The organism is Erythrobacter sp. (genome assembly GCF_040217515.1).
Lineage (GTDB): Bacteria > Pseudomonadota > Alphaproteobacteria > Sphingomonadales > Sphingomonadaceae > Erythrobacter.
On record NZ_JAVJPT010000010.1, the window covers coordinates 37248 to 58085 of the forward strand.

The 20838-nt window shown below is 65.5% G+C and carries 19 protein-coding genes; 11 read left to right on the top strand and 8 right to left on the bottom strand.

Annotated features, from left to right (window positions below; translation table 11 throughout):
• Positions 1-273: 273 nt before the first annotated feature.
• The 4 genes from RIB52_RS12240 (at position 274) to RIB52_RS12255 (ending at position 4997) form a co-directional block, all read left to right on the top strand.
• The gene (locus RIB52_RS12240; protein ID WP_350175922.1) at positions 274-765 is read left to right on the top strand and encodes a DUF4402 domain-containing protein; all 492 of its coding nucleotides are present in this window, start codon (positions 274-276) and stop codon (positions 763-765) included.
• A gap of 109 nt (positions 766-874) precedes the next feature.
• Positions 875-1699, top strand: a complete 825-nt coding sequence (locus tag RIB52_RS12245) for a fimbrial biogenesis chaperone (protein WP_350175924.1) — start codon at positions 875-877, stop codon at positions 1697-1699.
• A 16-nt stretch (positions 1700-1715) separates the two neighbouring features.
• Entirely contained in the window at positions 1716-4316 is a 2601-nt protein-coding gene (locus RIB52_RS12250; RefSeq protein WP_350175926.1) for an MSCRAMM family protein, read from the top strand.
• A 96-nt stretch (positions 4317-4412) separates the two neighbouring features.
• Complete coding sequence (locus tag RIB52_RS12255) at positions 4413-4997, top strand: GNAT family N-acetyltransferase (RefSeq protein ID WP_350175928.1); 585 nt, start codon at positions 4413-4415, stop codon at positions 4995-4997.
• Here the strand turns inward: RIB52_RS12255 and RIB52_RS12260 are convergent.
• Complete coding sequence (locus RIB52_RS12260) at positions 4994-6256, bottom strand: glutamate-5-semialdehyde dehydrogenase (RefSeq protein ID WP_350175930.1); 1263 nt, start codon at positions 6254-6256, stop codon at positions 4994-4996. The two genes, RIB52_RS12255 and RIB52_RS12260, sit on opposite strands and share 4 nt — an antisense overlap.
• A gap of 47 nt (positions 6257-6303) precedes the next feature.
• Positions 6304-7080: a pyrroline-5-carboxylate reductase gene (gene proC, locus RIB52_RS12265; RefSeq protein WP_350175932.1), complete on the bottom strand. Its 777-nt coding sequence runs from the start codon at positions 7078-7080 to the stop codon at positions 6304-6306.
• Between the two features lie 191 nt (positions 7081-7271).
• Between proC and proB the strand changes: the two genes are divergently transcribed.
• From proB to RIB52_RS12290, 5 genes are all read left to right on the top strand, one after another.
• The gene (proB, locus tag RIB52_RS12270) at positions 7272-8429 is read left to right on the top strand and encodes a glutamate 5-kinase (RefSeq protein ID WP_350175934.1); all 1158 of its coding nucleotides are present in this window, start codon (positions 7272-7274) and stop codon (positions 8427-8429) included.
• 130 nt (positions 8430-8559) lie between these two features.
• Positions 8560-10239, top strand: a complete 1680-nt coding sequence (locus RIB52_RS12275; protein WP_350175936.1) for an acyl-CoA dehydrogenase family protein — start codon at positions 8560-8562, stop codon at positions 10237-10239.
• 60 nt (positions 10240-10299) lie between these two features.
• Positions 10300-11043 (top strand): trehalose-phosphatase, encoded by a 744-nt coding sequence (gene otsB, locus RIB52_RS12280; RefSeq protein WP_350175938.1) that lies wholly within the window; start codon positions 10300-10302, stop codon positions 11041-11043.
• 16 nt (positions 11044-11059) lie between these two features.
• Positions 11060-12865 (top strand): glycoside hydrolase family 15 protein, encoded by a 1806-nt coding sequence (locus tag RIB52_RS12285; protein WP_350175992.1) that lies wholly within the window; start codon positions 11060-11062, stop codon positions 12863-12865.
• Positions 12862-14280, top strand: coding sequence for an alpha,alpha-trehalose-phosphate synthase (UDP-forming) (locus tag RIB52_RS12290; RefSeq protein ID WP_350175940.1), 1419 nt, complete (start codon positions 12862-12864; stop codon positions 14278-14280). The genes RIB52_RS12285 and RIB52_RS12290 overlap by 4 nt, the downstream gene beginning before the upstream one ends.
• A gap of 24 nt (positions 14281-14304) precedes the next feature.
• Here RIB52_RS12290 and RIB52_RS12295 read toward each other — a convergent pair whose 3' ends face one another.
• Positions 14305-14784: a response regulator transcription factor gene (locus tag RIB52_RS12295; protein ID WP_350175942.1), complete on the bottom strand. Its 480-nt coding sequence runs from the start codon at positions 14782-14784 to the stop codon at positions 14305-14307.
• A gap of 200 nt (positions 14785-14984) precedes the next feature.
• Here RIB52_RS12295 and RIB52_RS12300 point away from each other — a divergent pair, with 200 nt between their 5' ends.
• Together RIB52_RS12300 and trxB are read left to right on the top strand one after the other, a co-directional pair.
• The gene (locus tag RIB52_RS12300; RefSeq protein WP_350175944.1) at positions 14985-15788 is read left to right on the top strand and encodes a tyrosine-protein phosphatase; all 804 of its coding nucleotides are present in this window, start codon (positions 14985-14987) and stop codon (positions 15786-15788) included.
• Between the two features lie 54 nt (positions 15789-15842).
• A complete protein-coding gene (trxB, locus tag RIB52_RS12305) occupies positions 15843-16823 on the top strand; it encodes a thioredoxin-disulfide reductase (RefSeq protein WP_350175946.1) in 981 nt (326 codons plus the stop codon).
• A 93-nt stretch (positions 16824-16916) separates the two neighbouring features.
• Here trxB and RIB52_RS12310 read toward each other — a convergent pair whose 3' ends face one another.
• The 5 genes from RIB52_RS12310 to RIB52_RS12330 form a co-directional block, all read right to left on the bottom strand.
• Positions 16917-17387 carry an MAPEG family protein gene (locus tag RIB52_RS12310; protein ID WP_350175948.1) on the bottom strand — a complete coding sequence of 157 codons (471 nt, stop codon included), beginning with the start codon at positions 17385-17387 and terminating at the stop codon, positions 16917-16919.
• A gap of 10 nt (positions 17388-17397) precedes the next feature.
• Positions 17398-17847, bottom strand: a complete 450-nt coding sequence (locus RIB52_RS12315; protein ID WP_350175950.1) for an MAPEG family protein — start codon at positions 17845-17847, stop codon at positions 17398-17400.
• A 72-nt stretch (positions 17848-17919) separates the two neighbouring features.
• Positions 17920-18567 carry a class I SAM-dependent methyltransferase gene (locus RIB52_RS12320; RefSeq protein ID WP_350175952.1) on the bottom strand — a complete coding sequence of 216 codons (648 nt, stop codon included), beginning with the start codon at positions 18565-18567 and terminating at the stop codon, positions 17920-17922.
• Positions 18567-19781, bottom strand: a complete 1215-nt coding sequence (locus tag RIB52_RS12325; protein WP_350175954.1) for a BtaA family protein — start codon at positions 19779-19781, stop codon at positions 18567-18569. The genes RIB52_RS12320 and RIB52_RS12325 overlap by 1 nt, the downstream gene beginning before the upstream one ends.
• 109 nt (positions 19782-19890) lie before the next feature.
• Positions 19891-20832, bottom strand: a complete 942-nt coding sequence (locus tag RIB52_RS12330; protein ID WP_350175956.1) for a threonine ammonia-lyase — start codon at positions 20830-20832, stop codon at positions 19891-19893.
• Positions 20833-20838: the final 6 nt, after the last annotated feature.

Here is a 20838-nt window from a genome sequence, read left to right on the forward strand (position 1 = left end):
GGCTCGTCGTGGTGAATTCGCAGGTGCGGGCCCGCCCCGCAATCTCGCCTTTCGGCCATGCGACCTATACTTTCGGATAGTTAATAACCCGGATAGCGATTTTGGCCTATCCCCTCGGGGTGCGCCATCCTTCCAAGGCGCTGTGCCAGCCATGCTTCGGCACGCCCCGGCATCCTTCCGCTCGCGAGACTCGGGCGCTCTCCTCCGTCACTTGGACCCCCAGCCACGGCATTACCGCCGCCAGGCACATACCAATGTCACAGGAGACACATTATGAAGACCATTCTTACCGGGGCCGTCGCCCTCATCGCCCTTACCGCCGGTGCGCCGGCTCTCGCGCAGGAAGCCGATTCGAAGGCCGGTGCGCTGCTCGTCGCCCCGCTCGAGGTGCAGAACACGCAGGACCTCTACTTCGGCACCATCGCGCCGTCCATCGACCAGGCCGACAAGGTTTCGGTCGCCCCCGACGGCAGCCGTGACTGTGGCCCGGCGCTGACCTGCCTTTCGGCCGATCACACCGCGGCCGGTTTCGAAGTCCGCGGCGAGGAAGATGCGACCTACACGATTTCGCTGCCCAAGGAGATCCGCATCACCAACGGCAAGGGCGAGACCATGGTGATCAGCAATGTCGTCGGCTCGAAGCCGTCCGGCCAGCTGCTGAAGGGTGAAGACGAATTCACCGTCGGTGGCACGCTCGCGGTCGCCGCGCGCCAGGCTGCGGGCCGTTACAACGGCACGTTCACCGTCGCCGTCGAGTACAAGTAAGCCTCCGTGGCAGGGGGTGGGCGGCCGGCCGCGTGAGCGCGCGGACGGTCGTCCAACCCCCTTGCCAGCCCCTCCCGATACCGGACCATTCCTGCCACGAGGTCTGACCATGAAAAGATTTCCGCTTGTCGCGGCGCTTGCCGCCGCGATCGCCGCCGCCGCGCCCGCGAGCGCCGAACTGCTCGTCGCGCCCACCCGTCTCGTCCTTTCTCCGCAGCAGCGCTCCGGCGAGCTCGTCCTCGTCAACAAGGGCGATGAAGCCGCCGCTTTCCGCCTGTCGGTCGAAAACCGCCGCATGCGCGATGACGGAAGCCTCGAAGCGGCCGAAGAGGCGCAGCCGGGCGAATTGTTCGCCGACGATAAGATCCGCTTTTCCCCGCGCCAGCTCGTGCTGCAGCCGGGGGCGCGTCAGACCGTTCGCATCCTTGCGAGCACGCCCTCGAGCCTGCCCGAAGGCGAATATCGCAGCCACCTGCGCCTGATGAGCGCGCCGATAAGCGCCGCCCGGCCGGACGCGGACGCAGGCCGGGATCCCGAGGACAACAGCCTCAGCATCCAGCTTGTCGCGATCCGCTCGATCACCGTGCCGATCATCCTGCGCAAGGGCAGCCTTGATGCCAGTGTCACCGTCGATGCGGCGGCGCTTTCGGGTGATGCGACCAATCAGTTCATCCTGCGCATGGCGCGCGAGGGCGACCGGTCAACCTATGGGGACCTGCGCTTCTTCGTCGAAGGCGAGGATGAGCCCGCCTGGATGGTGCGCGGGGTCGCGATCTACACCCCGAACACGTCGCGCGATGTCGTGCTCGCCATGCCCGAAGAGGTGACGCAGCGCCTCTCCGGCAAGCGCGTGCGCATCGCCTATGTCGCGACCGACCGGTCGGACCCGGCGACTCTCGGTGACCTGATCGCCGAACTGACGGTCGACCTCTGAGCGCGATGGTGTTCCCATGCCGGCCTTCACGCACTTCGCTGCGCGGGTGCTGGCGCTGGTCGTCGCTCTTTGTCTGACGGGGGCGGCCGGTGCCCGGCCGCCTGCCGTATCCCCTTCCGGGCCGGGCGAGCCCGACGTGTTCGAAAGCCTTTTCGGATCCGACCCCGCCGCCGAGCAGGGCGGCGAGGCGGGCGACGGGTTGGCCCTGCCGGGCCTGTTTGCCGACGGCAGGCGGATCGCCGACACGCTCCCGCTCCACGATCTCGGGCCCGGCGGCGGCGTATGCGTGACGATCAGACCGCTGCTGCAAGCGCTCGAGATGGCCTACGCACCCGATCGGCACGGCAATATCTCGGTGACGCTGCCCCGGCCCGAGCGCAGGGTCGCGATCCCCGCCGACACACTCATCGAAAGCCCGAACGGGGCCTGCCTGAAACTGGTGGACATTCCGGCCCATCTCCCGCTGGAGCTTGCGCACGATCCGGTCTCGCAGCGGCTTGACCTGTCAGCCAGCGCTCCTTTGCCGGTCCTGATCAGGCTCGAGCGGGAAAAGCGCTATGATCGCCTGCGTCCGGTGCACGGCAGGCGGCCCGACTTTCCGCTGCTCGAACGGGAAAATCGCTTCGTCGACTTGTGGAGTGCCGATCTTGCTGCGGGGTTTGCCCACGAGGCCGGCCGGACGCGCTTCAGTACCTCGGTCCAGGCGGCGGGACAGATCGCGGGAATGGGCGCGCGTGCCGCGGTGACCCGCGGCAGTGAGGGAACAACCCGCTTTGGTCTGACACTCTCCGAAGTCAGTGCCGATCCTGTCCTGCTCGGCCCGCTCGGCGCACGCCGCTTCGCGCTCGGCGACATTGCCAGCCCCGCCCAGCCGCTGATCGCCGATACGCTGACGGGCCGAGGCCTCGTGGTCGCCTCGCGTCCGCCCTGGAGGGTCGATCTGGTCGACTCGATCGAGCTGTCAGGCCCGCTGCCGAGCGGCTGGGAAGCCGAATTGTGGCACGAGGACCGATTGGTCGCGGTCACCCGCGAGGCTGATGCATTGGGCCAATGGCGGTTCGCCGACCTGCCCGTGCGCCTCGGCGAAAATCGCTGGGTGGTCCGTCTGCACGGCCCCCACGGCGAAATGCGCGAAGACATCTTCACGCGCCTTGTCGGCAGCGCGATGCAGGGCGAAAACGAGGTCGAATACGCTTTCGGCGTGGTCGATGCGGGAACCCCTCTCATCGGCGAGACCGCGAACCGCCGGGTTGCCGGGCCCGCAGCCTTCGCCAGCCTTGCCTATGGCCTTGCGCCCGAGATCACCGCGCGGCTCGACATGCGCACCGGGACCGAGGGCGAGCCCGCCGTCGCTCTCGGCCTGAACGGGTCGCAATGGGGCGGACTATGGGCGGCGAGCGTGGCGCGCGACGGGGAAGGATCGCTTGCCGCCGCGATCCGGCTCGCGCGCAAGTTCGGGTCGCAGGACGTGGTCTTCGATCTCGCCAGGCACGGCAGCGACACCGGCGCCCATCTCCCTGCCCAGGTGCGCGAATTTTCCGAGATCGTCTCGCTCGAAGGGCAGGGCCGGATCGGGCTTGGGCGCTTCAGCCTGCCGTGGCAATTGCGCCTGCGCTCGGCCCAGCGCAGGAGCGGCGGCGCGCAGCGCTCGGTCGCGGGCCGGATCGCGATGCCTTTTGGCGGATTGCAGGCCGATGCAGGGCTGGCGCTGGTGAGCGAGAATGGCGGCGAGTGGCGCGGAAATGCCGGGCTCGGCCTGGCCGGACGAACCGGCAAGTGGCGGCTGCGCGCCGGGATCGATGCGGTGCGGGGCGAACGCTGGCGGCTCGGTTCGGCCCGGCTTGCTGCAACCCGTTCGATTGGCGACGGAGCGATGAATCTCGATCTTGGCTGGCAGGCCGCTGGCGGTTTCGGCGCGGGTCTGACGATCGCGCAGCAAATCGGCGCGTTCGGTGTGTCGGGCAGGTTTGCGCACGGTCCGGAGGGTTTCAGCGCCGGGGTCACCGTCAATGTCGGCCTGTGGCGGCACGGCAGAAGCTGGCGCACGGCCGGCTCGGGCGTTTCGCGCAGCGGCTCCATCGTGGCAGAGATGTTCGTCGACGAGAACGGCGACGGGTTCCGGGATGAGGGCGAGGAGGCGATCGAGGGCGGCCGCCTTCTCGTCGGTTCGGCCGTGCGCCGCGAGGAAACCGGGCCGGACGGGGCGGTCCTCGTCAGCGGCCTGCCCGCAGGGCGCGAGGTCGATGTCGAAATGCAGCTTTCTTCGCTCGACGATTTCACCCTACGGCCTGCGCGCGCCGGTGAACGGCTGGTCCTGCGCCCGGGCGAAGTGCGCGCGCTGGCAGTCCCGTTGAGGCCGACGGGGAGCCTCGAGGCGCAGGTGCTTCTGCAGGCGGGCGACGACCGCGTGCCGCGCCCGGGGGTGCTTGTCGTGCTGCGCGATGCAGACGGGCGCGAGGTTGCCCGCGCGCCGACCGACTTTGCCGGATATGTGCTGTTCGAGGGACTTGGTTTCGGGACCTATTCGCTCGAAGCGGCGGGCCGGGCGCAAAGCGGCCTGTCCGTGTCGCGGGCCGAGCCCGATCTGGCGACGAGCCTGGTGATTCCGGCGGCGTAGCAGGGCCCGTGCCGATCGAAGGCCGCGCTTGATGCGAATGCGGCGACGCGTCATTCTACCTCGCTGTCATCACCTGTTCGGGCGAGGATCGGCGGCATGATCATCGAAACGCATCTCAATGACGCCACGCCGATCTGCATCCGCACGGTCCGGCGCGATGACGAGGAGCGTTTGCGCGCGGGGATAGCCCGGCTTTCGGCCCATTCGCGCTATCTGCGATTCTTTTCCGGCATGCGCGAGCCGCCGCAGGGCGTGATCGACAAGCTTCTGGATGTCGACGGGCACGATCATATTGCATGGGGCGCGATCCGCACCGACCTTGCCGACGCACCGGCACTGGGCGTCGTCCACGCCTTTCGCGACGAGGACCGCGCGGAGCGGGCGGAATTCTCGGTCGCGGTGATCGACGAATATCACGGCCTTGGCCTTGCTCGCCTGCTTACAGCGACCCTGCTGCACGATTGCAGGCGGGAGGGGCTGGACACGCTTGCGGTCAGCATCCTGCCCGAAAATGCCGGGGCGATTCGCCTGACGCATCTTCTGGGCGGCAATCGCACCGGCAACAGCGGTGAGGTCGCCGAATTCGACATCAACATCCCAGAAGCGCTCGAAAGCCTGCGTTGCGAGGGCGAGACGCCCGGCCTAGACGCAATCTTTGCCGCTTTCGTAAAGGACGCCTAGGGCCGCGTCTGGCCGTTGCCGCGCACGACATATTTGAAGCTGCACAGCTGTTCGAGCCCGACGGGGCCGCGCGCATGCATCTTGCCCGTGGCGATGCCGATTTCCGCGCCCATGCCGAATTCCCCGCCATCGGAGAACTGGGTCGAGGCATTGTGCATCACGACCGCGCTGTCGACTGCGGTGAGGAAGGCGCGCGCGGCACCCTCGTCCTCGGTCAGGATCGCGTCGGTGTGGCCCGACGTGTGGCCCGCCACCCATTCGATGCCTTCTTCCAGGCCCGCGACGACCTTGATCGAGGCGATCTGATCGAGGAATTCGGTGTCGAAATCCTCCTCGCTCGCCGGCTTCACCCGCCCGTCGATCGCAACCGAGGCTGCATCGCCGCGGAATTCGCAATCCGGCATGGCGTCGAGCAGGGCGGGGATCGCTTTCGCCGCCACCGCCTCGTCGACCACGACGCTTTCGGTCGCCCCGCAAATGCCGGTGCGGCGAAGCTTCGCATTTTTCGTGACAGCGACTGCCTTTTCGAGATCGGCGGCTTCGTGGATGTAGCTGTGGCAATTGCCGTCAAGATGGAGCAGCGTGGGCACCTTGGCCTGATCGCGCACCAGTTCGACGAGCCCGCGCCCGCCGCGCGGGATGACCAGATCGACAAGCCCGACCGCCCGCAGAAGTTCGGCGACCGCTTCGCGCGCCGTTGTCTGGACGGTCTGCACGGCATCGACCGGTAGCCCCGCCGCTTCGAGTCCGGACTGCATGCAGGCAACGATCTTTCGTGTGGAATGACGACTTTCCGACCCGCCCCGCAGGATCACCGCATTGCCCGACTTGAGGCACAGCGCGCTCGCATCCGCGCCGACATTGGGGCGCGATTCGTAGATCATGCCGATGACCCCGATCGGCACGGCGATGCGCTCGATATGGAGCCCGTTGGGTCGCTCGAACGTGGCGAGCACGCGGCCGACCGGATCGGGCAGGTCGGCGATTTCCTCGAGCGCCCTGGCCATGCCCTCAATGCGGTCCTCGTCGAGCATCAGGCGGTCGATAAAGCTGTCCGGCTTCGTGCCGCGAACGCTCTCCACGTCTTTTGCGTTCGCCTCGATCAGCTCGACCGTCGCCTCGCGCAGCGCCTTGGCCGCTTCGCGCAGGGCGGTGTTCTTCGCCTGCGTCGAGGCGGCGCGCAATTTCCGCGATGCCGTCTGCGCGGCATTGCCAAGTTGGGTGATGTGAATGCGGGGATCGAGATCCTGGCCGGTCATATGTTGTATCCTTGTGTCTTTGAAACGGGTTGGGGCGGCCTTAGGGTTCAGCGCAGTTCCACCGCGCGAGCATAGGCCGCTTCGAGCGTTGCGGAAAGGAGGGCGGACAGTTTGCCGCTCCCGTTGAGCGCATCGAGCCCGGCGGCAGTCGTGCCGCCCTTGCTCGTCACCGAATTGCGCAGGGTTTCGAGCTTCTCATCGCTGCCCGCCGCCATCGCGACAGTGCCCTGCAGCGTGCCGAGCACCATGGCCCGGGCCTGATCCTCTTCGAAACCCAGGGCCATCGCCGCCTCGGTATAGGCCCGGGCGAGCTCGAAGACATAGCCCGGACCAGAACCCGCGACTGCGGTGAACCGGTCGATCGCATCTTCGTCCTTCACAGTGATGACGGTCCCTGTGCGCTCCATCAAGGCGCGTGCATGGGCGAGTTGCGCGTCGTTGGCGTCCTCGCTCGCGCACAGCGCGCTGACGCCCGCACCAATAGCGGCGGGCAGGTTGGGCATGACGCGGATCACGGGCTTGCCGCCGGAGACTTTCCTGAGGCGCGCGATCGAACAGCCTGCGGCGATCGACAGGAGGTAACCGTGCTCCGTGAACATCTGCGAATAATCGGGCATGACCTCGTCGATCATCTGCGGCTTGATCGCGGCGACGATGACATCGAAACGCCGGTCTGCAACCGTCTCGCGCGTCTCGTGCAGCGAAACGCCCTGCGATGCGCTCTCGAGGAAGGGGTCGACGATCGCGAAGGCTTCGTCCCCCTGCTTCCAGTTTTCGAGCAGGGCTCCGCCCATTTTTCCGCATCCGACAAGTAAAATATTCACAGCCTTTATTATTCCTCTCTTATTCGTATTTAAAATTTATACCAGATGATGAAAATAGCTAGTCAGCGTTGGAGAGACTTTAAGCATCATGGATGCATGCCCCGAACCTGCTGTTGCAAAATTGTTTTCAGCAGGCGGTTGTGCGCTGCACAATTAGTAACTAGATGGGCATCGCATATTTTCAAGCAAAAATGAGGGCATCCGTGTCAGGAAGAAAAAGAGTTGTCGTCAAGGTTGGATCGAGCCTGCTTGCGAACGAAGACCGGCTCACGCCGCGTTTCGGTTTCATGCAGCGCTTGCTCGAGGACATCGCGCGCCTGCGCGACGAAGGCTACGATGTGATCCTGACCTCCTCGGGCGCGGTCGCGCTTGGGCTGAACACTGTCGGGGTGACCCGCGAGAAGGCTGGGGTCAGCGACAAGCAGGCTGCCGCCGCCTGCGGCATGCCGCTCCTGCTCAACGCCTACAAACAGGTCGGCCATGAATACGGGCTCGAGATCGCACAAATCCTGCTCACGCTCGGCGATTTCGAGGATCACCGCCGGTTTCTCAACACCCGCAACACGGTGAACCGGCTGCTCAAGTCGCGGATCATGCCGATCGTGAACGAGAACGACACCATCACGACGGAGGAAATCCGCGTGGGCGACAATGACAGGCTTGCCGCCAAGATCGCGCAGATGGTCGAGGCGGATCATTTCATCATGCTCACCAGCGTCGACGGGCTCTATGACCGCGATCCTTCCGAGGAAGGCGCGCAACTGGTCGAGGAACTGACCGACGTGAACGATTATCTCGAGGCGGCTTCGGGCATTTCCTCGCTCGGGTCGGGCGGCATGCTGACCAAGCTGCAGGCTGCCAACATGGCCCAGAACGCTGGTTGCACCACCTACATCGCCAATGGCGAAGCGGATTACCCGATCACATCCGTGATGCACGGGGAGCGGCGCTGCACTGTCTGTATCGCCAATGCCGCACCCGATTCGCTTTGGGAAACCTGGCTGGCCGATCGGCTGCAGCGCGCCGGGCTCCTCGTCATCACGGACGAAGCGGCGGCGCGGATCGACCGGGAAGAGCCGATCAAGCGCGAAGACGTAGTCGAGATGGACGGCGATTTCACGCGCGGCGACGTGCTCCATATCTATGACGGCGACGGCAATGAGCTCGCGCGCGGACTGTCGGATTTTACATCGGACGAGACGCGGGTGATGATCAATAATCAGGACATGGCCCCCGACAAGCTGCTCGGATACACCACGAGCGCAGAGATTATCCGGCCGGAAAACCTCGTCATACTCGAAAACCGGCACCTGCCGTGGGAAACGCCGACCAGCGTCACGGACGACTGAGCCTTAGGCCTTTCATGCGATATGAGCGCCCCGGCAGCCGCGAGGCTCGCCGGGGCGCATGCGTTTGAACGTGTGTCTTTCGCGAAAAAGGGAATGCCATGCCCCTTCGCGCTCTGCTAGCACGCGGATCATGAGCGAATGGATCGAGTGGGCGAGAGATGCCGCTGGGGCGGCGCGCGAATATCGGGACGCGGTGCAAGGAGCCGTGCACGGGATGGTTGCGCCCCGGGGCCGCGTCGATGGCACGCTGGTCACGCGTGAACAGCACGTCGTCCATGGCTTCGCGTGGATCGCGGCGACGACCGCCGCGCTCGAGGCGACAGCCGACTGGGCGGTGCGGGCGCGCGCTGCGGGCAATTTTGGTTATGTCGAGGAACTCGCCCTGCGTATCGGGTTCGGCGAATATTGCGCCCAGCTCGTCTCGGGCGTACCGATGAGCGCGGGCGAGACGGTGCGGCCCCGGGCGCTCGGCACGGTCCGCGAAGCGGCAGCGCTGACGGGCGATCCGGCATTCGCGCGTTTCATCGAGCACGGCAACACGCGCGATATTCGCGCCGAATTCGCGGCGCTGCTGGCCGAGGGCGCGCGTCCCGACGAGGGGCTGGGTGACGAGACGCTCGATCTCGTACGCGCCCAGTTCCGCGCTTTCACGGCTGACAGGATAACCCCGCACGCGCACCGTTGGCATCTGGCCGACGCACTCATCCCGGCAGAGGTGATTGCCGAGATGGCGGAACTGGGCGTCTTCGGCGTGTGTATCGAAGAAGAGTATGGCGGTCTCGGCCTCGGCAAGCTTGCCATGTCCGTGGTTTCGGAGGAATTGTCGCGCGGTTGGATTTGCGCCGGCTCGCTCGGCACGCGCTCGGAAATCGCGGGCGAACTGATCGGCGAAAACGGCACCGACGAGCAGAAGGCGCACTGGCTGCCGCGGATCGCCCAAGGCTCGGTCCTGCCTACGGCCGTTTTCACCGAACCCGATACCGGTTCAGACCTCGCCAGCGTTCGCACCCGCGCACGACGGCAGGCGGACGGGAGCTGGCGTGTCGACGGGGCGAAAACCTGGATCACCCACGCCGCGCGCGCCGACCTCATGACCCTTATCGCCCGCACGGACCCGGACGCCCCGGGCTACAAGGGGCTTTCGATGTTCCTCGCCGCAAAGACGCGCGGAAACGATGCCGCTCCGTTCCCCGACGACGGGCTGGATGGGAGCGAGATCGAGGTCCTCGGCTATCGCGGCATGAAGGAGTACGCCCTCGGCTTCGACGGCTTCGAGATCGCCGAGGACGGGCTGCTCGGCGGGGCCGAGGGGCAGGGCTTCAAGCAATTGATGCGGACATTCGAGGGCGCGCGCATCCAGACCGCCGCGCGCGCGGTCGGGGTGGCGTGGAACGCCTTCGACCTCGCGCTTGAATATGCCATGGGCCGCAAGCAATTCGGCGAGCCGCTCACCGCCTTTCCCCGCGTAGCAGACAAGCTCGCCATGATGGCGGCGGAGACGGTGATGACCCGCGAGCTCACCTATTTCGCCGCCCGCGCCAAGGATCGCGGCGCACGGTGCGACATCGAGGCGGGGATGGCGAAACTCCTCGCCGCGCGCACGGCGTGGGTTGCCGCGGACAATGCGGTGCAGGTCCATGGCGGCAATGGCTATGCGCTCGAATACCCCATTAGCCGAGTGCTGTGCGATGCGAGGATTCTCAATATCTTCGAGGGCGCCGCCGAGATTCAGGCGCAGGTGATCGCGCGTGGCCTGCTTTCGGCCGAGGCGGGGGCACGCAAGGAGACGAAGCTGCGCGAGCAAGCCTGAGGGCCCGGCTCGCAAGCACTCTTGTTGACCGTGGGGGTCAGGGCTTTATGGACGCGAGGCATGGATTCCGGTCTCGCACAGCGCTCTCCGCCCCGGCTCGCCGACCTGCTGGACGAGGGCCCGACCGCGCTCTTCCTCGATTTCGATGGTACTCTGGTCGAAATCGCCCCGGGACCCGATGCAATTGCACCGCGCGCAGGGCTGGCCGATGCGCTCGGCAGGCTTGCCGACAGGCTCGAGGGCAGGCTGGCGGTGATCAGCGGGCGCGCGATCCACGATATCGAGCGGCATATCGGTGCGCTCGGGATCGCCGCTGCGGGGTCGCACGGAACCGATATTCGCACCGCTGCAGGCGAGCCGCTGGGCGAGGGCCCGGCGGGCCTGCCGGATGCCATCTCCAGCGCGCTGCGCGGTTTCGCCGAGCGCGAGGGTCTCGCCTACGAAGCAAAGCCTCATGGCGGCGCCTTGCATTACCGTTCCGCGCCCGGACGCGGCGAAGATGCGCATGCCTTCGCCAGCAAACTCGCCGAAGCGCACGGCTGGAAGGTGCAGGGTGGCAAGGGCGTGGTCGAACTGGTCGCGCGCGGCGCCAGCAAGGGCGGCGCGGTCGATCTGTTCATGGACGCTGCGCCTTTCGCCGGTGCTCGGCCTTTCTTCATCGGCGACGATCTCACCGACGAGGCGGGTTTCGAAGTGTGCGAGGCGCGCGGCGGAGCCGGCATCATCGTCGGCGATCGGGAACCGACCGCGGCGCGCTATCGCCTCGGCAGTGTCGGCGACGTTCACGCCTGGCTCGGCCTGTGAGAGGGGGCGCATGACGATGCAAGGACCCAGTCTCCAGCTCTGGCCGATCGGCAATTGCCAGGTTTCCGGCCTGATAGATCAGACCGGCGCGCTGGTGTGGGGTTGCGTGCCTCGGGTCGACGGTGATCCGATCTTCTGCTCGCTGCTCGACGGCAAGGAGCGGGATGAGGGCATCTGGCGTTTCGAGCTGGAGGGACAGTGCAGCGCGCGGCAGGAATATATCCGCAACACCCCGCATCTTCTCACCACGCTTGAATCGCGGGACGGCGATGCGATCGAAATCCTCGATTTCTGTCCGCGTTATGAACGGTCGGGGCGGATGTATCGACCGGTCGCGTGGGTCCGCATCGTCCGACCGGTCAGGGGCAATCCACGAGTGCGGGTGGTGCTCAGGCCCATGCGCGATTATGGCGCGCGACCCGCCGATACGACCAACGGCACCAACCACATCCGTTATCTGGTGGGCGACCAGGCGCTGCGACTGTCGACCGATGCGCCGGTCGGCTACATCCTCGAAGGGCGCACCTTCCGCATCGAGGAGGACACGCATTTCTTCCTCGGTCCCGACGAGCCCTTCGGCGGGAACCTGCGCGAGGACGTGCGCGCGATGGAACAACGCAGCCGCAAGTATTGGCAGCGCTGGACACGCATGCTTGCGCTTCCGCTCGAATGGCAGCAGGAGGTGATCCGCTGCGCGATCACGCTCAAGCTCTGCCAGCACGAGGAGACGGGCGCCATCGTCGCGGCACTCACCACGTCGATCCCCGAAGCGCCGCATTCGGAGCGCAACTGGGATTATCGCTACTGCTGGATCCGCGATTCCTACTACACCGTGCAGGCGTTGAACCGCCTTGGCGCGCTCGACGTGATGGAGAAATATCTGCGCTATCTGCGCAATATCGTGGATTCCTCGCGCGGGGGGCAGATCCAGCCGCTTTATTCCGTCATGGGCGAAAGCGCGCTGGAGGAAGCGACGGCGGAGCATCTTTCGGGATATCGCGGGATGGGTCCTGTCAGGCGCGGCAATGCCGCCTACACCCAGGTCCAGCATGATTGCTATGGCCAGATCGTCCTGCCGATCGCGCAGGGCTTTTTCGACCACCGCCTGCTGCGCCCGGCGACCGAGCAGGATTTCGAAAATCTCGAACAGGTCGGCAAGATGGCGTGGGCGATGCACGACCAGCCCGATGCTGGACTGTGGGAATTTCGCACCCGCACCGAAGTCCACACCTATTCGGCGGTCATGTGCTGGGCGGCCTGCGACAGGCTTGCCAATGTCGCAGCGCATCTCGGCAAGGAGGACCGCGCCGAGGTCTGGCGCGAGCGCGCCGACAGCATCCGCGACGCGATCGAGGAGCACGCCTGGAAGGATAACGGGGAAAGCCAGTTCGGCATGAACCATTACGGTGCCAGCTTCGAAAGCGACTATCTCGATGCGAGCCTCCTGCAAATGCTCGAACTGCGCTTCCTCTCGCCGGACAATGACCGCTTCCAGCAGACCTTCGCCGCGATCGAGACACACCTGCGGCGCGGCGACCACATGCTGCGTTACGATGCCGAAGACGATTTCGGCGCGCCCGAGACCGCCTTCAATGTCTGCACTTTCTGGCTGATCGAGGCGCTCGAGGTCGCCGGACGCAGGCAGGAAGCGCGGACCCTGTTCTGCACCATGCTCAGCCACATGACTCAATCAGGCCTGTTGAGCGAGGACATCGACTACGAAACGCACGAGCTGTGGGGGAACTTCCCGCAGACCTACTCGCTGGTAGGGGTAATCAATTGTGCGGGGCTTCTGTCGAAACCCTGGAGCGAGGTGAGGTGAACGCGCAAGGACAACGGCTCGTCGTCATATCGAACCGCGTCGCGGTTCCCAAGGCGCGCGGTGCCGCGGGGGCTCAGGGCGGCCTGGCGGGGGCGCTGAATTCAGCGCTCAAGGATCGCGGCGGGGTGTGGTTCGGCTGGTCCGGCGAGGTCGACGACGATCCGGGCGATACCGTCCACCTGCACCGCGCCGACGGTGTCACGACCGCGACGATCGATCTCACCACCCGCGAACTCGGCGAGTATTACAACGGCTATGCCAATGAGACGCTATGGCCGCTGTTCCATTACCGGATCGATCTTGCCCGCTTCGAACAGCGCACCGGAGAGGGCTATGAGCGGGTGAACGAGCGCTTCGCGACGAGTGTCATGCCGCTGATCGATGCCGACGATCTGGTCTGGGTGCACGATTATCATCTCATCCCGCTGGGAGAGCGGCTGCGCCAGCGCGGGGCAACGAACCGGATCGGCTTCTTCCTCCACACCCCCTGGCCGCCGACGCGCCTTTTGACCTCGCTCCCCTATCACGAGCGGTTGGTGCGCACGATGCTGGCCTATGACCTGATCGGCTTCCAGACACGCGAGTGGTTGTCCAGCTTCGTCCATTATTGCGAGACCGAGCTTGGCGCGAGCGTCGACAAGGACACCGGCACGATCCGTTTCGAGGGGCGCGAGGTCGTCGCCAAGGCTTATCCGATCGGGATCGACTGGGATCATTTCCAGGCACAGGGAGCGACCGGCGAAGCGCGTCAGGCCGAACAGCGCCTGCTCGCCTCGACCCGCCACCGCACCGGCATGATCGGGGTCGACCGGCTCGACTATTCCAAGGGCCTGCCCGAGCGGATCGACGGGATCGGTCGCTTCTTCGACGAACACCCTGACCGGACGCGCGATCTCGTCTTCATTCAGATCGCTCCGCCCAGCCGCGAGGACGTGAAGAGCTACCAGCAGATCCGCGAAACGCTCGAACAGAAAACGGGGCAGATCAACGGGGCGAGAAGCGAGGTCGACATCGTGCCGATCCGCTACGTCAATCGCGGCTACAGCCATGCCGAACTTTTCGGCTTTTTCCGCGCGGCCAAGATCGGTCTCGTCACGCCCCTGCGCGACGGGATGAACCTCGTCGCGAAGGAATATGTCGCCGCGCAGGACCCGGAGGATCCGGGCGTGCTCGTCCTGTCCGAATTCGCCGGTTCCGCACTCCAGCTTGGCTGCGAGGACGAGGAGGGCGTGGCTCGGGGCGCGGTACTGGTCAATCCGCACAGCCCGGATGCTGTCGCAAGCGCGATCGCCAAAGCGCTCGACATGCCGTTGGAAGAGCGCAAGAGCCGATACGAAAGGATGATCGGAACCGTGCGCGATGACAATGTCAAGGCCTGGACCGGGCGTTTCTGCGCCGATCTCGCCGCCGGTTGAACCCGCGCTACGGTAATTTCACCCTCAGCGCGCCCGTGGCAGGTGGCGCTGCCACGGCAGGGCGCCTTCGGACATGTCCTCGCCGCAGGATTTCTCTTGGCCCAACGCCTGCGAACCGGGAACTACTCCGCATGTCAGCGCCGCCTCGATGCGGGCCACCAGAGCGGCAGGCTCGAACGGCTTGCGGGCCAGATCCTGCGCGCCCGCGCGCATCGCCTCGTGTTTGTCGATACCCCCTTCCGTTCCGGGGCGCATCGCGGTCAGCATGACCACGGGCAGATCGTAGAACAGCGGTGAGGCGCGCAGCTTGGCAAGCAGGGCGAGGCCGGACATGCCCGGCATGTCCTGGTCCAGCAGGAGCAGGTCCGGGCGGCGCGCATGGACGCACTCCCACGCGGCTTCGGCGCTCGGCACCTGATGGCTCGGATGACCGGCAGCCGCGAGCGCATCGCCGAGCAATTCGGCGATCAGGTCGTCGTCATCGGCAATGAGGATGTGAGCCAAGTTCGTGCCTTTTCCGGGGAGTGGTGCGCCAGTGCGAGCCCTCTATCGAGTCATCGCCCAAGCGTGAATTTGCCTGAAGCCCGGGGTCAGTACCTATGGTGTTTTGCCAGGGCTCCCTTCGGAACGCCTGTGCATGCAACGCCGCCTCGGGGCGGGAGCGCCTTGTCCGCCCGCCGCTCGCCTGCCACTTTGGGCTGGCAATGATTCGCACCGACCCCCACAATCCGCCCTCCGACCCTTTCCTGCCGATGGAAGGCGTCCATAACCTGCGCGATTATGGCGGCTATGGAGCAGCCGACGGGGCGCGGGTGAAACGCGGCGTGCTGTTCCGTTCGGGCCAGCACATGGAGGCGTCCGATACCGATCTCGAGACGATCCAGGGGCTCGGTATCCGCACGGTGATCGACCTGCGCGGCACATCGGAGCGGACCCGCTTTCCCTGCCGTCGCCATGCGCAATTCGATGCTCATGTGATCGCCTATGACGGGGAAACCAGCAATTCGCCGCCGCATGAAGGTGGGGGCGGGGCGATCGACATGACCGCCGAAACCGCGCGCGAGCGGATGCTGGCGGTCTATACCCGGATGCCGGTGAACCCGGCGATGATCGACATCTTTACCCGCTATTTCGATGCACTCGCGACCCGCGACGGGGCGAGCCTCGTGCATTGCTTCGCCGGCAAGGATCGCACCGGTATCGCGGCTAGCCTTCTGCTCCATATCCTGGGCGCACACCGCGACGACGTGATCGCGGAATATCTGCGCACGAACGAGGCGCCAACCCGCGAAGTGCTCGAACGACAATCGCTTCCGCGAATGGAAAAGCATTATGCCAGCATCGCGCCAGAGGCGATGGCGAACCTGATGGGCGTCCTGCCGGACTATATCGAGACCTATTTCCGCGAGGTGGAGCGCATCTCCGGCTCGCTCGACACCTATCTTTCCCTGACTCTCGGGGTGGACCCCAAGAAGAAGGCGCTGCTGCGCGAACGCCTGCTGGCGTGACAAACGGGGGCCGCGCGCCCATATCCCTGCGACACGCAACCGAAGAGACTAACCATGGCTACCCACCGCACCAAGATGCTTATCATCGGTTCCGGCCCGGCCGGATACAGCGCCGCGATCTATGCCGCGCGCGCCATGCTGGAACCCATCGTGGTCCAGGGCCTCCAGCCCGGCGGACAGCTTACCATCACAACCGATGTCGAGAATTATCCCGGCTACCGCGAAGTCGTGCAGGGCCCCTGGCTGATGGAGGAAATGCAGGCGCAGGCCGAACATGTTGGCACGCGCATGATGTGGGACACGATCGTCTCGGTCGATCTCGAAAACGGCCCGCCCTTCCGCGCCATCGGCGATAGCGGGGACGAATATATCGGCGACACGCTCGTCATCTGCACCGGCGCGCAGGCGAAATGGCTCGGCGTTCCGGGCGAACAGGAACTGGGCGGCAAGGGCGTGTCGGCGTGCGCGACCTGCGACGGATTCTTCTATCGCGGCAAGAAGGTCGCGGTGATCGGCGGGGGCAACACCGCTGTCGAGGAAGCGCTCTACCTTACCAACCATTCCGACGACGTGACCCTGATCCACCGCCGCGACACATTGCGCGCGGAGAAGATCTTGCAAGATCGTTTCTTCAAGAGCCTCAAGACGAGCGCGCTCTGGAACAAGGTGGTCAAGAGCTTCGAGGCTGGCGAGGACGGAACCCTCGACCATCTCGTGCTGGAGGACACGCAGACCGGCGAGACGTCGACCTTGCAGGTGGACGGTGCTTTCGTCGCGATCGGCCACGCGCCGGCGACCGAATTGTTCAAGGGCAAGCTGCCGATGGACGAAGCTGGCTATCTGGATGTCGAACCGGGGACACCCAAGACAGCGATTCCCGGCGTCTTCGCAGCGGGTGACGTCACCGACCATGTCTATCGTCAGGCGGTCACCGCAGCTGGAATGGGCTGCATGGCGGCGCTCGACGGTGAGCGTTTCCTTGCGACGATCGAAGCGGCGCGCAACGAAGAGGCAGAGGCGGAAGCGGCAGAGTAATAGCGAAAGCGTTGGCCCTGCGAAGGCAGGACCCTCGTGTTCATGGAGTGCCAGTTGCCCTGAGGTGCCGGCCTTCGCAGGGGCTCATCGCCTTTACGACCCCGCCTGGTCCGCCAGTCCGAACACCACCACGGCCGCCTGCACAATCAGCGCGGCAAGAACGAGGCTCGACAGCGCGAACAGGGCGAAGCGCAGCGCGACCTTGTTCACCGTCGACTGCACGAGGCTGTGAACCACGCGCAACGTAACGTAAGCCCATGCCAGCGTCACGTTGATCCCTTCGCCGTGCCCGACATAGGCGAGCACGATCACGACTGCATAGAACAGGGTCGGCGCTTCGTGCAGGTGGTTGTAATTGTGCGCCTTCCACTGCACTTCGCGCGGCAGCAGCCGGTCGAGCGAGCTATCGGGATCGCGCGCGAGGCTGTCGGGATCGACGTTCGCCTTCTGCATGGCGGGGAGGCGGGTGACATACATCCACGCCCACATGATCATGGTCCACGCCATCAGCGCGACGGCCGGTTGCAGGATCGCCATGCCCGAAAGGATGATCTGGTCGCGCATTCGTCGCTCCTCAGATCGCGGTGGGATCGGCGAATACGGTCGCCGTCACCGCGCGAACGGCCAGCACGATGAGGGCGAGGCTCGAGGCGAGGAACAGGGCGAAACGAACCGGGATCGTGTTCACCAGGATCTGCCAGAGCGAGTGCAGCACCCGAAGGCCGACATAGATCCATGCCAGAGCCACATCCAGTGCTGCCGGTCCCGCCACGGCGAGGATCAGCGCGGTGGCGTAAAACAGGGTCGGTTGTTCGTGCAGGTGGGTGTGATTGTGGGCCGGCCAGTTCGCCTTGTCCGGGATCAACCCTTCAAGATCGGCCCCGCGCATGCCCGCCTTCTGCGGCAGGGTCGACTTGTCCGTGACTTTCGCAATCGCCCCGAAGCGCGCCGGGATGATCCAGAACATGACGATGAGCGTCCACACCACCAGCACGGCGGCGGGCGCGAGCATTTGGGCCTGCATCACATGATCCCCTGTCGAGCCGTTCGAACCACTGTCCTGCGAAGACGCGGACGGATTGTCAATTGCAACCGATCAGGCCGAAAGGACGTGGAGCTGGAAATAGCCAAGCTTGCCGCGTGACTGGCGGTGGTCAAGGCCGCGCTCCGCGGCGATCCGCGCCGCCGTTTCCGGCAGCGTGCTGCGGGTTTCGACGTGAAATTTCGCCAGCCAGGCGTGCAGACCCCGCTCGAGTGGTCCCGGCAGACCGGACAGGTCGCCGAAATCGACGATATGAAGCTCGCCACCCGGTGCGAGATGCGAGGCGGCACGGTCCAGCGCGCTTTCCCAGTCCGGGATCATCGAGAGCGAATAGGACAAGACGATCCGGTCGAATCCCGGGATATTCTCGCCGAACAGCTCGACCGGTGAAAAGGCGCAGGCATCGCCCGGTGCAAGCCGCGCGTCAGGGCCCAGCGCGCGCCGGGCATTTTTCAGCATTTCCGTTGAGATATCGAGCCCGTACAGCCGCACGCCCGGCCATTTCGCCTTGATCTTTGCAAGGTTGCGCCCGGTTCCGCAGGCCACTTCTAGCACGCGCATCCGCGGTCGCGCCGCCAGTCCCTCAATCAGTGTATCGCGCCCGAACAGGTAATATTTCCGCGTCAGGTCATAGATGTGGCGCTGGCCGCGATAGACGCTGTCCATCAGCGCGGCGTGACCGGGGCCCTGCGCCTGTGCCATCAGGCGAGTTCGTAGACGTGGACGCCGCCATAGATCGAGGAGCGGTCGCGCCGGGTGAGATCGGCCGATTGTTCCTCGCGATAGCGCCATTTCGACAGGATCGCCTCGTCAAGCCTTCCAGGAAGAAGGCTCGGCTCGGCGGCGGTGCGGAACAGGACGCGCGCACCGGGGCGGCTGGCGCGGGTGATGCGGTTCCACAAGTCGTCGAGTTGGGCATTGTTCATCCAGTCCTGCGCATCCAGCAGCACGAAACGGTCAAGGCTCGCCTCCGCCCGATCGCCGATCCAGTGGACCATGTTGGCATTGACGACATCTATCCGCTCGATCCGATCGCGCATGGTCTCCCAGTTGGCGCGTTGCAGATAGGGCGGCAACGGCGCGCTTTCGGAGCGGTCATATTGGCGGGCGAAGGCCTGCCAGGCGAAGTAATTGTCCTTGATTTCGAAATCGCAGGCGAGCTTTTCCAGCCGCCGCCGCAGGACCTCGGCCATGCGCTCGTCGCCTGCGAGATGTTCGAATTGCGCCGGCGGAATGCCGAGGCCGAACAGCGACGCGGGCTGGTTGGTGAGCCAGCGGACGAATTTCCGGTCGAAGACCGGGGCGAGCTCGCGCTCGAACACCTCGCGCTGTTGCTCGAGCGTCTGCGCCTCGAGCACTTTCGACAGGTCGATCTTGTAGAGCTTGGCGAAGAGGTGGGCGAGGCCGATGAAATTGCCGAGCAGCCCTTTCCGGTAAAGTCCGCGGGTGAAATAGCTGATCCTGCGCCGGCCGCGAATGTCACGCTTTTCCCAGTATTTGCGCGATTGAGCATCGAGATGCGGGGCGATCATCGTGCGGTAGACCTCGGAGTTTTCCTTGTGGTCGGCATGGGCGAAGAAACGGTGGAACCGTTCGTAATTGGGCAGGTGGCGGATCGCGGTGATCTTGAGCTGGCCGAGCGCAACATGGGCGCGGTTGAGATCGACGGCGGTGACCTGCGCAGGGCCGGCGGTGAGATAGGACAGCGCGTTGCAGCTCCCGCTTGCAATGCACATCAGGCGCGTGTCGGGGTCGATCTCCAGCCCCTCCATGTCGACGACGGGGTCTTCCCAGATCTGTGCGTAGACCAGCCCCTTAAATGCAAGTGCAAAGGCCTTGTCGAGAAGCTTGTCTCCCGCCTTTGCATCCTTGCGCACCACCGCATCCTCGATGATGCGCTTTGCCTGAGCTGCCATGTCGCTGAGTGTCCTTTGTCTTGCGTAAGACCGCGGTCATAATTTCAGTGCGTGTCGGCAATGTGACTGTATCCACAGCCCTCTTCCAGACGCGCGGCAACGTTTCGTCCTAGCCTGCGAGCATCCGGGCGAAGCGATCTGGATCGGCATTGCCTCCGGTGAGCATGATGACCGTGCCTTCGTCGAGCGCCACCTTGCCGGCCAAAGCCGCAGCGAGAGCCGCCGCGCCACCGGGTTCGAGCACGAGGCGAAGATGCGCGAAAGCCCAGAGCTGTGCGGCGCGCACCTCGTCGTCGGTGACGGTGACGCCCGGCGCGGCGCGGTTCATGAGAACCTGCAAATTGACCGGCCTGGTCGCGGTCGGCTGGAGCGCATCGCATATAGTGGCGGGTGGGTCTGCCCCGGCATGGACGATTTCGCCGCGCGCAATGGCCTGCCCGACCATGTCCCAGCCCTCCGGCTCGACGATGTCAATCGCTGCCTCGGGGCAGGCGAGCGCGAGCCCCGCCGCCAATCCCCCGCCGCCGCAGCAGGTCACGATGCGCGAGGGCGAGCGGCCCAGTTGCGCCGCGATCTCGCATCCGGCGCTGCCCTGTCCCTCGATCACGCGGGTATCGCCGAAAGCGTGGACCAGCGTGCCGCCACGCTGCGCGATCACCCGCGCCGCCACCTCGTCGCGGTCCTCGCCGGGGCGGTCGTAGAGCACGATTTCTGCGCCAAGCGCGCGGGTGTTGTCGAGCTTCACCCGGGGCGCGTCGCGCGGCATCACGATCACCGCCCGCTTGCCCAGCTTTCGCGCCGCCCAGGCGATCCCTTGCGCGTGGTTCCCCGAGGACACCGCAACCACGTCCTTGCCTTCGACATGGGAAAGGGCCCACCACGCGCCCCTGATCTTGAACGCCCCGATCGGTTGCAGGCTTTCCGCCTTGGCATGGCACCGCACTGCGCCGATCTCGATGGGCAGCAGCGGCGTCGGCGGCAGGATCGCGGCAATGCTTTGCGCGGCGGCAAGCACGCCTTCGCTGGTGGGGAGTGACTCCGTGCGGATCATTTGTCC

Coding starts and splice junctions, on each gene's coding strand:
- RIB52_RS12240 (WP_350175922.1), top strand. CDS start 274: ATGAAGACCATTCTTACCGGGGCCGTCGCCCTCATCGCCCTTACCGCC.
- RIB52_RS12245 (WP_350175924.1), top strand. CDS start 875: ATGAAAAGATTTCCGCTTGTCGCGGCGCTTGCCGCCGCGATCGCCGCC.
- RIB52_RS12250 (WP_350175926.1), top strand. CDS start 1,716: ATGCCGGCCTTCACGCACTTCGCTGCGCGGGTGCTGGCGCTGGTCGTC.
- RIB52_RS12255 (WP_350175928.1), top strand. CDS start 4,413: ATGATCATCGAAACGCATCTCAATGACGCCACGCCGATCTGCATCCGC.
- RIB52_RS12260 (WP_350175930.1), bottom strand. CDS start 6,256: ATGACCGGCCAGGATCTCGATCCCCGCATTCACATCACCCAACTTGGC.
- proB (WP_350175934.1), top strand. CDS start 7,272: ATGAGGGCATCCGTGTCAGGAAGAAAAAGAGTTGTCGTCAAGGTTGGA.
- RIB52_RS12275 (WP_350175936.1), top strand. CDS start 8,560: ATGAGCGAATGGATCGAGTGGGCGAGAGATGCCGCTGGGGCGGCGCGC.
- otsB (WP_350175938.1), top strand. CDS start 10,300: ATGGATTCCGGTCTCGCACAGCGCTCTCCGCCCCGGCTCGCCGACCTG.
- RIB52_RS12285 (WP_350175992.1), top strand. CDS start 11,060: ATGCAAGGACCCAGTCTCCAGCTCTGGCCGATCGGCAATTGCCAGGTT.
- RIB52_RS12300 (WP_350175944.1), top strand. CDS start 14,985: ATGATTCGCACCGACCCCCACAATCCGCCCTCCGACCCTTTCCTGCCG.
- trxB (WP_350175946.1), top strand. CDS start 15,843: ATGGCTACCCACCGCACCAAGATGCTTATCATCGGTTCCGGCCCGGCC.
- RIB52_RS12310 (WP_350175948.1), bottom strand. CDS start 17,387: ATGCGCGACCAGATCATCCTTTCGGGCATGGCGATCCTGCAACCGGCC.
- RIB52_RS12315 (WP_350175950.1), bottom strand. CDS start 17,847: ATGCAGGCCCAAATGCTCGCGCCCGCCGCCGTGCTGGTGGTGTGGACG.
- RIB52_RS12320 (WP_350175952.1), bottom strand. CDS start 18,567: ATGGCACAGGCGCAGGGCCCCGGTCACGCCGCGCTGATGGACAGCGTC.
- RIB52_RS12325 (WP_350175954.1), bottom strand. CDS start 19,781: ATGGCAGCTCAGGCAAAGCGCATCATCGAGGATGCGGTGGTGCGCAAG.
- RIB52_RS12330 (WP_350175956.1), bottom strand. CDS start 20,832: ATGATCCGCACGGAGTCACTCCCCACCAGCGAAGGCGTGCTTGCCGCC.